This window comes from Ensifer sp. SSB1 (assembly GCF_016652895.1).
GTDB lineage: Bacteria > Pseudomonadota > Alphaproteobacteria > Rhizobiales > Rhizobiaceae > Ensifer.
Genome location: NZ_JAEPRP010000018.1, coordinates 32,128 through 47,206 on the forward strand (window position 1 = coordinate 32,128; position 15,079 = coordinate 47,206).

At 63.9% G+C, this 15,079-nt stretch carries 11 protein-coding genes; 3 read left to right on the forward strand and 8 right to left on the reverse strand.

All coding sequences use genetic code 11. From position 1 onward, the window contains the following. The coding region (locus I8N66_RS06880) for an MOFRL family protein (RefSeq protein WP_291151393.1) at nt 1-172 on the forward strand (172 nt) is incomplete at its 5' end. 40 nt (nt 173-212) lie between these two features. On the opposite strand, the gene hpaH is transcribed toward I8N66_RS06880, so the two are convergent. The 3 genes from hpaH to I8N66_RS06895 all read right to left on the reverse strand — a co-directional run bounded on the left by hpaH (nt 213) and on the right by I8N66_RS06895 (nt 2,577). Beyond that, nucleotides 213-1,016 (reverse strand): 2-oxo-hept-4-ene-1,7-dioate hydratase, encoded by an 804-nt coding sequence (gene hpaH, locus I8N66_RS06885; protein ID WP_291151324.1) that lies wholly within the window; start codon nt 1,014-1,016, stop codon nt 213-215. 74 nt (nt 1,017-1,090) lie between these two features. Further along, nucleotides 1,091-1,705: a LysE family translocator gene (locus I8N66_RS06890; protein ID WP_291151327.1), complete on the reverse strand. Its 615-nt coding sequence runs from the start codon at nt 1,703-1,705 to the stop codon at nt 1,091-1,093. A 212-nt stretch (nt 1,706-1,917) separates the two neighbouring features. Beyond that, nucleotides 1,918-2,577 carry a response regulator transcription factor gene (locus I8N66_RS06895; protein WP_291151330.1) on the reverse strand — a complete coding sequence of 220 codons (660 nt, stop codon included), beginning with the start codon at nt 2,575-2,577 and terminating at the stop codon, nt 1,918-1,920. A 132-nt stretch (nt 2,578-2,709) separates the two neighbouring features. Here I8N66_RS06895 and I8N66_RS06900 point away from each other — a divergent pair, with 132 nt between their 5' ends. Beyond that, a complete protein-coding gene (locus I8N66_RS06900; protein WP_291151333.1) occupies nt 2,710-4,434 on the forward strand; it encodes a hybrid sensor histidine kinase/response regulator in 1,725 nt (574 codons plus the stop codon). Here I8N66_RS06900 and pbpC read toward each other — a convergent pair. The 4 genes from pbpC to I8N66_RS06920 all read right to left on the reverse strand — a co-directional run bounded on the left by pbpC (nt 4,424) and on the right by I8N66_RS06920 (nt 13,162). After that, nucleotides 4,424-6,505, reverse strand: a complete 2,082-nt coding sequence (gene pbpC / locus I8N66_RS06905; protein ID WP_291151336.1) for a penicillin-binding protein 1C — start codon at nt 6,503-6,505, stop codon at nt 4,424-4,426. The genes I8N66_RS06900 and pbpC overlap by 11 nt on opposite strands. Nucleotides 6,506-6,513: 8 nt before the next feature. After that, nucleotides 6,514-11,964 carry an alpha-2-macroglobulin family protein gene (locus I8N66_RS06910; RefSeq protein ID WP_291151396.1) on the reverse strand — a complete coding sequence of 1,817 codons (5,451 nt, stop codon included), beginning with the start codon at nt 11,962-11,964 and terminating at the stop codon, nt 6,514-6,516. A 217-nt stretch (nt 11,965-12,181) separates the two neighbouring features. Beyond that, a complete protein-coding gene (locus I8N66_RS06915; RefSeq protein ID WP_113535218.1) occupies nt 12,182-12,847 on the reverse strand; it encodes a GntR family transcriptional regulator in 666 nt (221 codons plus the stop codon). Nucleotides 12,848-12,913: 66 nt separating this feature from the next. Then, entirely contained in the window at nt 12,914-13,162 is a 249-nt protein-coding gene (locus I8N66_RS06920; RefSeq protein ID WP_291151339.1) for a hypothetical protein, read from the reverse strand. On the opposite strand from I8N66_RS06920, the gene I8N66_RS06925 reads away from it, so the two are divergent. Further along, a complete protein-coding gene (locus I8N66_RS06925) occupies nt 13,139-14,170 on the forward strand; it encodes a proline racemase family protein (protein ID WP_291151342.1) in 1,032 nt (343 codons plus the stop codon). The two genes, I8N66_RS06920 and I8N66_RS06925, sit on opposite strands and share 24 nt — an antisense overlap. Nucleotides 14,171-14,242: 72 nt before the next feature. Here I8N66_RS06925 and I8N66_RS06930 read toward each other — a convergent pair whose 3' ends face one another. Continuing rightward, complete coding sequence (locus I8N66_RS06930; RefSeq protein WP_291151345.1) at nt 14,243-14,863, reverse strand: cupin domain-containing protein; 621 nt, start codon at nt 14,861-14,863, stop codon at nt 14,243-14,245. Between the last annotated feature and the right edge of the window lie 216 nt (nt 14,864-15,079).

The window sequence follows — 15,079 nt, forward strand, 5'->3', positions numbered from 1 at the left end:
CGCCTTTGCCGATGACACGACGATCGCAAGGCTGGTCGCACAACGCATCGATGCGGCAGCACTCTTGCAGAAGAACGACAGCTGGTCGGCGTTCGATGCGCTCGGCGATCTCTTCAAGCCGGGGCCGACCGGCACCAATGTGAACGATTTCCGCGCCATCCTGGTGCAGTGAAACAGCGTGACGGGCGTGCCGCGCCCGTCATCGTCCACGTTCATGCGAAGTGGCAGCTCACCGAGCCGTAGGCGCCGAAGTCGGCGACGATCGTGTCGCCGCTCCTGGCTTCGAGGGTGCGGATAAAGGAGCCCGAAAGTACGATCTGACCAGGTTCGATTGCGTCGCCGCACTGCGCCAGCCGGTTGGCAAGCCAGGCGATGCCGCGAGCGGGATGGTTGAGCACGCCGGCGGCCAGCCCCGTCTCCTCGATCACCGCATTGCGTGAAACGATCGCGCCCATCCAGCGCATGTCGACCGTATCGGGACGCACAGCACGCCCGCCCAGGATGAGACCGCCATTGGCGGCGTTGTCGGATATCGCATCGACGAGGGTGCGCGCCTTCTTTGTCTTCGGATCCGTGCGGACGATGCGGCTGTCGAGAATTTCCAGCGCCGGCATCACATAGTCGGTAGCGTTCAGCACCTGGACGATGTTGACGCGCGGGCCCTTGAGCCCGGTTTTCATGATAAAGGCGATCTCGGCTTCGACGCGTGGCTGGATGAAGCGTTCGGCGGGTATGGTTGCACCGTCGTCGAACAGCATATTGTCGAAGAGCACGCCGGAATCCGGCGTGTCGATGCCGAGCGCCTGCTGCATGGCGTTGGAGGTGAGCCCGATCTTCCAGCCGATGATGCGGTGGCCATCCTCGCGCTTGCGCCGGACCCAGGCCGCCTGGATCGCATAGGCGTCCTCGACGGTCATCTCAGGGTGCTTGAGCGATAGAAGTCCGATCTGCTTTCGATCGTGCTCTGCTTGATGCAGGCTTTCAGTGGCCTTGGCGATCTCGGTTGCATTCAGCATGGTGCGCCCCTCGACTTCAGTGTGTTTGAGGATACACCAAGCTCGTGACGTGGGCACGGGCCGTCTTCGGGCGATCAGATGGGTTGGCTCGCGAGCATCAGGCCGAGGCCGATGAGGATCGAGCCACAGGCGCGCGGCACCAGACGGCCGTCGCCGTCAGCGAAGCGCCCAAGCGTGAACGAAGCGAGGAACACCGCTGCGACGTCCGCCACCGACAAGGCAAGGTTCGCCAGCAGGCCGAACATCAGGAACTGCGCCGATACCGAAATCGAGGCCGCGGGATCGACGAATTGCGGCAGGAAGGTCACGAAGAACAGCGCCGTCTTGGGGTTGAGGATCTCGACCACGATGCTGTCGCGCAGTACCCCCGGTTTGACCGCGTCCGTATGGGCGGAGTGCTTGCCAAGTCCAAGCAACATGGTTGCGCCGAGCCAGACGAGATAGGCGGCGCCTGCAAGCTTGATCGCCGCATAGAGAACCGGCGCGTGGTGAAGCAGTGCGGCGAGGCCGAGAGCCGCGGCGGCGATATGAACGTAACAGCCGAGATGGATGCCAAGTGCCGCGAGAAGGCCGGTTTTTCGACCATGCGCCAATGTTTGCGCCGTCATGTAGAGGATGGCGGGGCCAGGCATGAAAGCGAAGATCGCCGTTGCCAGCGCGAACGAAATCCAGTGCTCCACCGAAGGCATGGCGGTTCCTCCCGATATGGCCGGCCCTCGCGGGGCCGGTGTCGTTTCGCCGGGCCACGGTTTTCGTGGCGCGATGTGGCGGGAAGACTACTCCTGGTTGTGTCTGGGCGATATACGGCAGGTGCCGTATTTCGGCGTCGCGGCAGCGGCACCTATGATGTGGTGGTTAAGGGAGTGTGACCGTCGCGGGCTAAGGAGAGGAAATGGGGACGTCAGCCGATCGGCAGGCCGATGCGCACCGCATAGGCCGCGATCTCCGCCGCGTTGTGCAGGCTGAGCTTGCGCATCAGGTTTTCGCGGTGTTTGCGCGCCGTCAGCGGGCTGATGCCCAAGCGATCGGCGGTTTCACGGGACGTCAGCCCTTGTGCCGCGAGCGACAGGATCTGCATCTCGCGCCGGGTGAGGGGTATGGGCGAAAGGGCCACGTCGGTCACCGGAGGCGGCTGGTGGCTGCGCGGATCGTCGACAGCAAAGCGCACGGACTGGCTGAGATAGATTTCGCTCCGCAGCATGGCATCAAGCGCGTCAGTCAATTCCGCCGGATCCCCGCTCTTCGTCAGGTAGCCGCTGGCACCGGCTGCGATCGTGGCACGCACGGTTCGCGGCTCGATGTTGGCGGTCAGTACCAGGATCTTCATGCGTGGGGCGATGGCCCTGAGTTCGCTGATGAACTGTACGCCAGCGACGCCCGGCATGCCGAGATCGAGGATCACCAGGTCGGTGCTACCGGCGCGAACGATGCTCGCCAGCGCCTCGCCGTCGGCAGCCTCCGCAACCACCGATACATGATCCATGGTGGAGAGCAGCAGCTTCAGGCCTTCGCGGACGATAGCGTGATCGTCGGCCACCACGACCGTCAGTAGCTTGCGCATGTAAGCAATCCTTCATCGAATTCGGGCATTTCTCAGCGGATACCGCGCAATACGGGGAGAAGAGCGGCAATGGAGACTCGCGAACAGCTGCAACCTCTCCTGATAGACTTATTATTTCGTCAATCTTACGCAGTGCTTTTTGCCAATTTTGCAATTCCACTGCCGGTTGCCTATGTCCTGCGCGATCTGTTGTCCGAGCAGCTCCTGCTTTCCTGGGTCGCAGCACTTTACCTGCTGACCATCGCCCGCATCCTTCTCGATTGGCGCTACCGGCGGCAGAAACGTGAGGCGCGGAGCCGGGACTGGCGCCGGTGGGCCTGGCGCTTCACGCTGCTTTCGTGGATTTCGAGCGGCCTCTGGGGCGCGCTTGGCTGGTTTGCCTTCCATCCGAACGAGCCGCAGACGCTTGCCTTCATCTGCATCGTGATCACGGGCATTGCCAGCGGTGCGGTGCCGTCGCTGTCGGCCTTTCCGCTGGCCTATGCCGGTTCGCTGGTAGCGATCCTGCTGCCATTCGCGATCCGCTGCTTCCTGGGCGAGGGGCCGCTCTACGATACCTATCTGATCTTCACCACCTGTCTGTTCGGGGTCGACCTCTATTACAGCCGCGTCACCCACCGGACGCTCGCCGAAACGGCAAGGCTCCGGTTCGAAAACCTGTCGCTGATCGGCAGCCTGCAGGAACAGCGCGACAGGGCGCAAAGTGCGGATCGCGCCAAATCGCGCTTTCTGGCCGCTGCCAGCCACGATCTGCGCCAGCCGATCCACGCGCTCGGCCTTTTCATCTCGACGCTTGGCGCGCTGGGTCGCAATGGCGACGTGCCGGCAAGAAGTGCCCGTGAGCTCGCCGAGCGTGCGCGGTCGGTAATCGGCAATCTGAGCGGTCTGCTGGACGCCCTGCTGGATATTTCCAAGCTTGATGCCGGTGTCGTGACCGTGGCGCGCGAGCCGGTCGCGTTGCGGCGACTGTTCTCCGATCTCAAGGCGGAATATGCTGGCATTGCCGGCGGGCAGGGGCTCGACTGGCGTGTCATGACGACGGACATCTGGGTCGATACCGATCCGATGATGCTGAAGCGGATTCTCGACAATCTGATTTCCAATGCCTTTCGCTACACGCAGACCGGCACGGTCCTGCTCGGTTGCAGGCGCCGTGGCGCCGAGGTGGAAATCCAGGTCTGGGACACGGGGGTTGGAATCCCTAAGGCTGAGCAGGAGGCAGTCTTCGAGGAGTTCGTCCAGCTCGCGAACCCGGCGCGCGACCGGACGCAAGGGCTCGGTCTGGGGCTTGCGATCGTAGAGCGGACCGCGGCACTGCTCGGACATCGGGTCAAAGTGGTCTCGAAGGAAGGCCGCGGCTCGACCTTTTCCATCATCGTGCCGGTGACCGCGCCGCGCCTTGTCCAGCAGAGCGACCGCGCGGGCCCGACTGCCGCTATGCAGAACGGCGGCATCATCGTCATTGATGACGAGCGGGACGCGCTGGACGCGACGGCATTGCTCCTGACAACGCTAGGCTACCGCGTCTATGCCGGTCGTTCCGCCGCAGCGGCCTGCCGCGAGCACGCCAAGGCCGCAAGCCAGAATGAGGCGCCGGTCGACCTCGTCCTCACGGACTATCGTCTCGAAGACGGGCAGACGGGGATCGGAGCCATTCGTGACGTCAGCCGCTATTTCGGTCGGGACGTGCCGGCCCTGATCCTCTCCGGGGATACATCTCCGGCGCGGCTCAAGGAGGTGACCGAAAGCGGCTATCTACTCCTGCACAAGCCGCTCGATGCGGCGCGGCTGGAGGAGGAGATCGAAGCGATGGTGGCCGGCGACGCGGTGCGTGAGCGTAGCACTGCTACTGGATGAACACGCGCACGCTGGCGGCGCGGCCGACAGAATCGATGACGGTCAGTGTCGAATAGCCGACGCCGTCCGGCTGCCATTGTGTCACCCGGCGACGGCTCAGCTCCGGCAAGGGCCGACCGTTGGCAAGCCACCGGAACGGTGCTCGCCCGCCCTGGAGCTTGAGTGTTAGCGGCGAGATTGCCTGGTGGTCCATGCCGAGTTCGACGCGCGCCCCCTCGGGCGGGAAGACGATCTGCGGCGCCGGTTCGCGGGCAGAGGCATTGACGAGACCGCTCGCAGTCAGCGAGAAACGGCGCTGGCTGATCGGCAGTTCCGCCTGCGAAATGCGGATTGCACCGGCCGGCGCATCGGGCAGTGGCGCGATGCCGAAGCCTGACTTGGCGAAGCCTTCGAAGAGAATGGGGGCGGCGCTGCCATAGCCGGTGAGACCGGGAACCGCGCCGTTGTCGGGCCGTCCGACCCAGACCCCGAGCACATGGCGGCCGTCATAGCCGACCGACCAGGCATCGCGGTAGCCATAGCTGGTGCCGGTCTTGTAGGCGATGCCACGCTGACGGCTGCCGGTCGGCGGCAACACGCCGGAGAGCGCATCGGAGACATTCCAGACGGCAACCGGAGACAGCAGCGGTTCGGCTTCGATCAGGCCGGGCTTACCATCGACGCCGTCACCGAGCCGCAGCGGGAAGCCGCGATTGGCGAGGGCGGCATAGAGCTGGACGAGATCACGCAACGAAAGCCCGACACCGCCAAGACCGATCGCAAGTCCCGGCGCTTCGCCAGCGGGAAGCGCCGGTTTCACCTCGCCACGGCGGAAGCGCATCATCAGCTCGGCGGGGCCGACAGCGTCGAGGAGGCGGATCGCCGGCACGTTCAGGGACAATTGCAGCGCCTCGCGCACGCTGACATCGCCCTGATAGCTCATGTCGAAATTGCGTGGGCGATAACCGAAGAAATCCGCCGGCCGATCCTCGATGATCGTCTCCTGGCTGACGAGCCCTTCTTCGAAAGCAAGGCCGTAGATGAAAGGTTTCAGGGTCGAACCCGGCGAGCGCGTGATTCGGGTCATGTCGATCCAGCCGGAGCGGCGCGCATCGAAATAGTCGGCCGATCCGACCGAAGCGACGATCTCTCCGGTCTTCGCATCGGCCATCACCATGGCGACCGAAACCTTCGGCCCCAGCTTGGTAGCGCCATCCCTTGCCACGGCTTCGAGGTTGCGCTGAACGGCAAGGCGTAGGGTTGTCTGGTGCCGAACCGCCTGCGGATCCTTGCGCAACGCCCGCTCGGCGAGATGGGCGGCATAGGCGGGAAGCTGCAGCCGTCGCGAGGGGACGGAGGTGGCGATCGCGCGCTCCGCTTCACCGTCTCCGATCACATCTGCAACCGCCAAGCGAGTGAGCACCCGTTCGCGGGCGGCGACGGCGGCCGGGTGGTTGCGGTCCGGGCGGCGCTTTTCCGGCAGTTGCGGTAGCGCGACGAGCAGGGCTGCTTCGCCAGCGGTCAACCGCTTCGGCTCCTTGCCGAGCCAGGAAAGGCTTGCTGCACGTACGCCCTCGATATTGCCGCCATAGGGGGCATGAGTGAGATAGAGATTGAGGATCTGGTCCTTGGATAGCCGTCGCTCGATCTGGATCGCACGGGCAATCTGCAGCAGCTTGGCCGTGATGGAACGCTGCTGCCGCGGTTCGATCAGCCGCGCGACCTGCATGGAGAGCGTCGAGGCGCCCGAGACGATCCGGCCGTTGCTGACGAATTGCAGCGCGGCGCGGCCGAGCGCCAGGAAATCGACGCCGGAATGCTCCTCGAAACGTTGGTCCTCGTAGGCGATCAGCATCTTCAAAAACTGCGGATCGACATCGTCGACCGTCGTCTTCAGCCGCCAGAGGCCGGCGGGTGTCGCGAAGGCGCGCAGCAACTGCCCATTGGCGTCGTCCACCTCCCGTGAGACGACGCCCGCCTCCGCAAGCGGAGGCGGGAAGGCCTCGTCGGCCTTTTCGATCGCAAAGCCCGTCAGCCCCGTCAGAAGCAAGCAGACGGGCAAGGCGATCAGCAGTTTGCGCCCAATCGACATGATCCAGCCTATTGCGCGGCCAACACCTCCATGCGTCCGGTCGCGGTGCGGGCCGAAAGCTGCGGCCGGTACATATCCTCGACCGTTGCGGCCGGATGATCGTAGACACCGGGGGTCACGGCGCGCACCACATAGGCAAGCGTGACCTCGCGGCCGGCCCCGGTGCTGCGGTCGAGTGCCGCGACGAAGCGGTCGTTGCGGAACTCCGTGTGGGTCGCGGTGATTTCGCCGAGCCACTCGAAATTGCTGAGCTGGGCGCTGTCGACGAGGCTCGGATTGTCGATCTGGAAGCCGGCCGGCAACAGGTCAGTGACCAGCACGCGCGACGGCCAGTCGTTGGCCTCCGTCATCTTCAGGACGACGACGTAGCGCTCGTTCTGCCGTGCTTCCATGACGTTGGCCTCGGCACCGTCCAGCGTGTAGTAGGTGCGCTCGATGGTGAAGCCGTCACCGCCGGCCGAAAGCGGCTGGGCGGGAGCCGCGACCGTGGTGACGACGGCCGAGACCGGATCAGCTCCCTGGTTGCGGATCACGACCGGATGGGTGGTCAGCGCGTCGCCGGTCATCTGGGCGGCATAGCTGCCGGTCTTCGATGCGCCGTTGACTGCGAGCGCCATGTCCTCGTCGCCGTTCTGGATGGCGCGGGCGGCAAGCAGCATCCAAGCCTGTTCCTGGGTGCTGGTATAGGTCTTCTGCTCCCATTCGCGGGCGACCATTTTCGATAGCTCCGGAACGATCGGCGGGACCGGTCGGCTTTCGGCCGCGAGCGCGAGCACCGCCGCGCCGTCACGCAGCGACGAGCCGTAGTCGGAGCGCGACAGGCTGACATTGACGAGGCCCGTCGACATGTTCGCCGCATTGGCAAACGTATCCTGCGAGCCTTGAGCGTCACCGTAGAGCGCGAGCGCCGCGGCGATGTGCGCCTTGGCGAGCGGCGTCGGGAAGTCATTGATCAGCGTATTGGCGTAGTAACGCAGATCGTTGATCGCGGCCTTCCGATTGCGGGCGAGCACGTAGAGCGAATAGGCGATCTCGTTGCCGCGATCCTTGACATTGGTGTCGTAGCTGACGCCGTTCTGCAGATTTTCGAGGGCCTGAACCATCGCGGCCTCCGGCACGTCGTATTTCTGCTCGCGGGCGCGGGTCAGGAAGTCGGTGACATAGGCGTCGAGCCAGAGGTCGCCGTAGCCCGGACCCCAGAGGCCGAAGCTGCCCGACGACGACTGGTTAGAAAGCACGCGGTAGATCGCCTCCTGCACCCGTTTCGTCACGCCTTCGTCATCGGCAAGGCCGGACTGCTTGGCGAGTTCACTGAGGTAGAGCAGCGGCAGCGCGCGGCTGGTCGTCTGCTCCGTGCAGCCATAGGGGTAGCGATCGAGTGTCATCAGCAGCGCCGGCATGTCAAAGGCGGCGGAGCGGGTGACGCTGAGATTGACCGAAGCGCCCTGCAGGATGCTGTCGGCGAGCAGTTGCCCGTCGATCGTCAGGCTGCTTCCCGGCGCGATCGCGACCACCTGCCGCTGTGTCACCGGCAGGGTTGCCGGACGCACAAGCAGATCGAGCGACTGTTCGAGAGAAAGGCCGTTGGCACCGGTCAGCGCCACGGTGACGACGCCGTTGCCAGGATACTGTCCGACCACCGGCAGGGTGATGGAAGAGCGGCCACCCTGATCCAGGGTTACCGTGTTGCCCGTTCCCGGCTGTTCCACGGTTGCCGGGCCGCTGGTTGTCACCTGGATCTGGTAGTCGCCAGCCGGCGCATCGGTGTTGGCGATGTCGAGCCTCAGCTCGGATCGGTCTCCGGGCGCCAGGAACCGCGGCAGGCTGGCGGTGACGACAACCGGATCGCGGATGACCACGTCGCGGGTGGCGTGGCCGACACCGGATTTTGTCCAGGCAACGGCCATCAGCCGCGCCGTGCCGTTGAATTGCGGGATGTCGAAACTGACGGTGGCCTTGCCGTCGCCGTCAAGCTGCACCGGTCCTTCGAAGAAGGCGACCAGCTTTTCCGTGGGCGGGCTGCCCTGGAGCGCGACCTGGCCGCCGTCGCCGCCGGTGCGCAACTTTCCGGTGGCGCCAAGCGAGCCGTCGATCAGGCGGCCATAGAGGTCGCGGATTTCGAGGCCGAGCTGCCGCTGGCCGAAGTACCAGGCTTCCGGATTTGGCGGCTCGTAGCGGGTGAGGTTGAGGATGCCGACGTCGACGGCAGCGATCGTTACATAGGCTTCCTCATCGGCGCCGGCACCGGCGACCTGGAGGCTGATGTCGAGAGCCTTGCGCGGTTCCATTTTTTCCGGCGCGTCGAGCGTGACGGCGAGCTTGCGCTCGGCCGGATCAACGGAGAGCCACTTGATGCCGATGGCGCGCATCGGCATGCGGCTTTCCTGCGCATCGCCCGGCCGATAGAGCGTGGCCGTGACATAGGCACCGGCGCCCCAGGCGGCGGTGACCGGCAGGTCGACCTCGCCGCCTTCCGCGGCGATCGAAGCCGTCTGCGTCGTGATCAGGTTCTCGGTGCCGACGGTCACCAGCAGTTCGCCGGCAAAGCGCGGCGAGACCTTGAGCTTGGCGGTGTCGCCGACCGCATACTTCTCCTTGTCGAGCGCGATTTCCAGGCCGTCAGGGGTTTCCGTCGAAGTTGCGGCGACATACCAGCCGGCGTCGAACTCGACGCTCGAGGTCGGGCCATCGACCGAAGCCGTCTCGACTTCCAGGCGATAGCGCCCCCAACCGACGGGCACGGTAATCTCGCCGCCGTCTTCTGTCAGGTCGACGCTGCCGTTTGCCACCTGCTTGGTGGTGACGACGGGTTCGTACTTCCAGGCGCTGCCGTCGCGATACCAGTGATAATTGCGCTCGACGCTGATCAGCTTCCACAAGAGACCGGGCATCGCGGTTTTGCTGCCGTCCGGATCCACCGCGATGACGCGGAACTTGCCGACCGAGTTCTCGGCGAGTTCACCTTCGAATTCCGGCTTGATGCCGAGCATCGGGCCTTCGGCGCGCACCGGCAGTTTCAGCGAACGCTCAACGGCGCGGCCGCCAGCTTCGCGCATGCGCACGGTCACGGTTGCGTCGAGCAATTGCGTGGTCGAGGGCACTTCGTCGAGCAGGACGTCGAAGCTGGATTTGCCTTCCTCGTCGAGTGGCGAAAGTTCCTCGAGCGGCAGGCGCGTGTCCTCGCTCGCCTCTTCATCGGCGAGACCGAAGGAGTAACCCTTGAAGGCAGCGCTTTCGCGCGTCGGCTTGATCGTCACTTCGCCCTCGAGTTCGAGACCGGCGGCCGGTGCGCCATAGAGATAGCGCCCGTCGACAGCCACGCTTGCTGTTTCGCCGACGGCGATTTCCTTGGCGTCGCTGGTGAGGTCGAACTCGGTGCGATCCGGCACGAAGTCATCGACGAGGAACTGCTTCTCGCCGATCGCAGGCGACTTCGGATCGGTGAAGATCTGCATCGTCCAGGTGCCGCGCATGGCGTTTGCCTGGGTATCGAGGTCAAGCGTATGGCCGCCGAGCTTGCCACCGGCGCTGGTCATGCGGCGGTATTCGACACCATCCGGCCGGAGGAAGACGAAGGTCAGCGGCAGGTTCTCGATCGCCATCCCATCGACGTCGCGGGCAAGCGCTGCTGCATGCACCGTCTCGCCGGCGCGGTAGATTCCCCGCTCGGTCCAGGCGAGAATGTCGATGGCGCCGGGAGCCGCGCGGCCCGTGACGCCGCGGTCGGAAAGGTCGAAACCGGCGCGGCTCATGTCGAGGAAGACGTAATCGTCTTCACCCTTCTTGGCGGTGATCACCGCAGGCGTCAGGCCGGCCGTGCCACGGATCAGGCCCGCCGTGAAGGTGACGCGGCCATCGCCATCGCTCACCGCCGTGCCGAGGATCTCGTTGTTTTTGGCGACGAGCTGCAGTTCCACACCTTCGATAGGCTCGGCCGTGGCCAGCGAGCGTACGAAGACGTTCAGCCCGTCGGTGCCGGCATATGTGGAGATGCCGATATCGGAAACGACGAACCACTGCGTCGCGCGGGCGTCCCATTCCTGGCTGACGCCGGTGGTCGGTGCGGCGGTCAGGACATAGACGCCGGGCTTGCGTTGAGGCAACGCTTCGTCGACCGGGAAGCTGGTAACGACCTCCTTGTTGACGTCACGCTCGATGTCGATCGAGCCCTGCCAGACGAGTTCGCCGATTTCGTCTTCGATGCGCTGCGCGCTGTAGCCGTCGAGCTGGGTCAGGAACTGCGAGCTCTGCAGCACCTGGGCGATGCTGCGGTCGCCGACGCGGTAGAGTTTCAGCTTGGCGCTGTCGGTATTGACCGAAACGATCGGGATGCCGCGGCGTGCGGTCGAAGGCAGCACGAAGCTGTCACCGGTGAAGCGCACCATCTGGGCGCGGTCCGCGACATAGATGTCGAGTGTCACCGGCGCCTCAAGCACTTCGTCGACAGTGGAGGGCAGGCCGGTGCGAAGGGTCAGCTTGTAGCGTTCGCCATGCGAAAGGCCTTCGATGCAGATCTGGTCGCCCTTGGCTTCCAGCGCCTTCGGAGCGGCACCATTGACGGTGACGAAGGAGGCATAATCGGCGCCGCTCTTTAAAAGCTGCTCGGAGAACTGCACGCAGGCGCGCGGCGTTGCAGCATCGGAATCAATCGTATGTTCGACGACGCGGAAGCCCTTGCGCTGCTTGAGATCGAGATAGGCCGCCTCGACCGATTTCGCCTTCACCAGTTCCAGGCTCGCCTTGTAGGCGTTCAAGGCGGCGCGGAAGTTTTCGGCGCCTTCGAGCGATTTCGCCATGACGGCAAGCGCATGCGCTCGACTTTCGGTCGTGCGGGTCAGTTCATAGCCGTTAATCGCCGCGATCGCGGCTTGCATTGACACGGCCGAATTGTTGGTGATGCGGTTTGCCGTGCGCGCCGCCTCCAGCCAAAGCTCGGCGTCATCGGGCGTGATCGCCAGCGCGCCCTGGAAGGCCTTCAGCGCATTTTCGATATTGCCCATGCCGGCCTGGCCGCGCGCCATGTCGATGAGCGTATTGACGCCCATGCCCTGCTGGTCGTCGGCCAGCGCCAGATTGGCCTTGGTGTTGCGGGCATCCTGCAGGATCTGATCCGACAGGAATTTCAGGCGCGGCGGCGCCCCGATGTCGGCTTGTGTGGCCTGCGGCTGCACGACCTTTCCGGCGACGGCACCGGGGAAGGTGTTGAGCTGGTTATAGTCGGACTTGAGGAAGCACCACTTCACCTTGGGATTGTAGGTAAAGGCGCGGCAGGCCTGATCCGCGATGCATGTCTGCTGGCATTCGTCGAGCGAGACGTTCTGTTCGGTCCGGAGGTCGAAACCGAAATAGTCGCCGTCCTTGGTGATCTCGATCTGCCGTCCACTCTCCTGGGCAACGGCGGGGATGCCGGCGGTCAAAATCGACAAGAAGAGGGTGGAAAGGCCGAAAAACGCGCGCACAGACATCAAGTCCTCCCAACGCTGCCGGTCTCGATAGGGGCTTCACTTTTCAGGCTTCCGCTCCGCTTGTCAACCGAGGAGAGGTCGACGCGCCGTGCAATTTGAGCGGGAGTCCGGGAGTGAAGGATCAAATACCGATCCAGAATGAAACAAGATAAAACGATATGTAAATCAAACTATTATGACAGATGGCCCGGGGCGCGGCGAACCTGCGCCGCTAGCCTCGTTGTTCTCTGAGGAAGATCGTCAATGAACGGCCGGCGTCCAAAATATGGTCACGCGTCAGCGCACTCGCGCGCTCGGCGTCGCGCGCCATGCAGGCATCCAGGATCGCCTTGTGCTCGCGACGCGCCCGGGCGACGCCTGAGGTCAGCGTCAACTGCGCCCGGAGGTAGCGGTCGATGCGATCGAGCGAGGCGCGGACGATCTGCAGGTAGTAAGGACGCCGCGCTGCCTCGTAGAGACTGTAGTGGAAGTTGCGGTTGATTTCGCCCCAACGGTCGGAGTTGTCCTCTTGTTCGAACTCCTCGCAATGCTGGCGTGCAAGCTCCAGCGTGCGGCGGTCGAGATTGGGCACGGCAAGACGGATGACTTCGGCCTCGATGAGCGCCCGGAAATCGAAGATTTCCTCGATCTCCTCGATCGAAAGACCGGCGACAACGGCGCCCTTGTAGCGTTCGGTGGTGATCAGGCCGTGCTGCTCTAGTCGCGACAGTGCCTCGCGTACCGGGATGCGGCTGGTGTTGAACATCTGGGCGATGTGGTCCTGGCGCAGGTTCTCGCCCTCGGCGATGTCGCCTTCGATAATCGCCTTGCGTAAGGCCTCATAGACGATATCGGCGGCTGAGGCGGCTTGCCTGACGTCGACGGCATCGAGTTTCATCGTGTTCAAACCCTGCTGGCCAAACCTTCCGGATCGGCGAATTCTGAAGCGTTTTCGCGCTGTTGGTCAATGGTCATAGGTCCAATCCTGGCGTCGGGCAACAGAGGCGTTGGGTGCTCGCAGCGATTTCGAATATTTCAGATTGTATATTGGATCCAATTTTTCTATGAGTCTTTTCGCCGGGTTCTGCGCCGTCGCGCGATCATTCCGGTAATGTAGGACGGCGGTCGATGCGAAGGGCGTCGGCGCGTCCGGGTGGCGCCCGTCCACCAGCACGGAAGGAGCAAGGGCATGCGCAGCAACAAGGTCGTCCATATCGTTTCCTGCCACGCGGAGGGTGAGGTCGGCGACGTCATCGTCGGCGGCGTTGCGCCACCGCCCGGAAACACGCTCTGGGAACAGCGTCGCTTCATCGCCGAAGACCAGACGCTTCGCAATTTCGTGCTCAACGAGCCGCGCGGTGGCGTCTTCCGTCACATCAACCTGCTTGTCCCGCCGAAGGACCCGCGTGCGACCATGGGCTTCATCATCATGGAGCCCGAGGATACGCCGCCGATGTCCGGCTCCAACTCGATCTGCGTTTCGACCGTGCTGCTCGACAGCGGCATCGTACCGATGCAGGAGCCGGAAACGCACATGGTGCTGGAAGCGCCGGGCGGATTGGTCAACGTCGTTGCCCAGTGCCGCAACGGCAAGGCCGAGCGGATCACCGTCACCAATGTTCCGTCCTTTGCCGACAAGCTCGACGCCAAGCTTGAGGTCGAGGGGCTGGGCACTCTGACCGTCGATACCGCCTATGGCGGCGACAGCTTCGTCATCACCGACGCACGGGCGCTCGGTTTCTCGGTGACGCCGGACGAGGCGCGGGAGCTTGCCGAAACCGGCATCAAGATCACGCGCGCTGCCAACGAGCAGCTCGGCTTCACCCATCCGGAAAACCCGGAATGGAACCATATCTCCTTCTGCCAGCTGACGCTGCCGATCGAGGAAAGGGACGGGGTCCTGCACGGTCGCAACACCGTTGTGATCCAGCCGGCCAAACTCGATCGTTCGCCGACCGGGACCGGCTGCTCGGCGCGCATGGCGGTGCTGCATGCCCGTGGGGTGATGAAGGTCGGCCAGCGCTTCAGCGGCCATTCCATCATTGATTCGACGTTTGATTGCCGGATCGTCGGTGAAGCCACCGTCGGCGGGCGCCCGGCGATCGTGCCGGAAATCTCCGGCCGTGCCTGGATCACCGGCACGCACCAGGTGATGCTCGACCCGGCAGATCCGTGGCCGGCCGGCTACCGCCTCGCCGATACCTGGCCGCGCAAACAGTAACGTCTGCATTTGCGGGCCGCCTGGTTGCGGCCCGTACCTTATGGCAACGACCCTTAGGCCAAGCCTGCTGGCTCAGTCTTCCTTTATGATCCGGGTGGTGCCGACCCAGAGTTCTCGGGCCGGTCCCGCGCCGACATTGCGGGCGCGATGCGGCAGCGAGGCCGGGAAGTGCAGCGTGTCGCCGGCCTTTAGCAGATATTCCTTGCCGTCGATCTCGTAGAGCATCTCGCCGTCGATCAGGTAGAGGAAGTCCTCCCCCTCGTGGCTGGTCAGTTCGGAGGCGTAGCCTTCGGGCATATGCGTGATGCAGCCGTTGAGTGCCGCACCGGGAAAGCCGCGCTCGATCAGTTCGTAGACGCGTTCCTTGGTCTCGACATTGTAGCCGGTGCGCTTGCCCGCGTGCGAAACCATCGAATGCGAATGCTGCGGCGGCTGCGACAGGAAAGTATCGACGCTGGTGCCAAGCGCGTTTGCGACGTTGTAAAGCGAGATCAGTGACGGAGTAGAGATGCCGCGCTCGATCTGGCTGATGAAGCCCTCCGTCAGACCGGCTTCGCGCGCCACGTCCTTCATCGTCTTACCGATTTCCTTGCGACGGGCTCTCAGCATCTGCCCGAGCGAGGCGGGCGTCGCGGTTTCGGGGAGGGAGGCGCATTCATGGGCTTCGGGCGCCTCTTCGATCTTCAGTGGCATGATTTTCTTTCCGCTTGACTCACGTCTGTCGATGTACTTTAGTCCAACTAAAGTTGGTTCGGCAAGCCGATCAGATCGAATGCCAGCCTTCTTGAAAAGGGGAACTACAAGAACGTCTTCGCGGCAATCCGTCGGCGGCAAAAAACACTAAGAAAAATTGGATCCAATATCCAATAAGCGTGTTCGACGCACGATCGATGGCGGCTGCGGTCAAAA

What these genes read in the sequence shown, in the direction of transcription:
- hpaH (WP_291151324.1), bottom strand. Translation starts at nt 1,016, where the DNA reads ATGCTGAATGCAACCGAGATCGCCAAGGCCACTGAAAGCCTGCATCAA.
- I8N66_RS06890 (WP_291151327.1), bottom strand. Translation starts at nt 1,705, where the DNA reads ATGCCTTCGGTGGAGCACTGGATTTCGTTCGCGCTGGCAACGGCGATC.
- I8N66_RS06895 (WP_291151330.1), bottom strand. Translation starts at nt 2,577, where the DNA reads ATGCGCAAGCTACTGACGGTCGTGGTGGCCGACGATCACGCTATCGTC.
- pbpC (WP_291151336.1), bottom strand. Translation starts at nt 6,505, where the DNA reads ATGTCGATTGGGCGCAAACTGCTGATCGCCTTGCCCGTCTGCTTGCTT.
- I8N66_RS06915 (WP_113535218.1), bottom strand. Translation starts at nt 12,847, where the DNA reads ATGAAACTCGATGCCGTCGACGTCAGGCAAGCCGCCTCAGCCGCCGAT.
- I8N66_RS06925 (WP_291151342.1), top strand. Translation starts at nt 13,139, where the DNA reads ATGCGCAGCAACAAGGTCGTCCATATCGTTTCCTGCCACGCGGAGGGT.
- I8N66_RS06920 (WP_291151339.1), bottom strand. Translation starts at nt 13,162, where the DNA reads ATGGACGACCTTGTTGCTGCGCATGCCCTTGCTCCTTCCGTGCTGGTG.
- I8N66_RS06930 (WP_291151345.1), bottom strand. Translation starts at nt 14,863, where the DNA reads ATGCCACTGAAGATCGAAGAGGCGCCCGAAGCCCATGAATGCGCCTCC.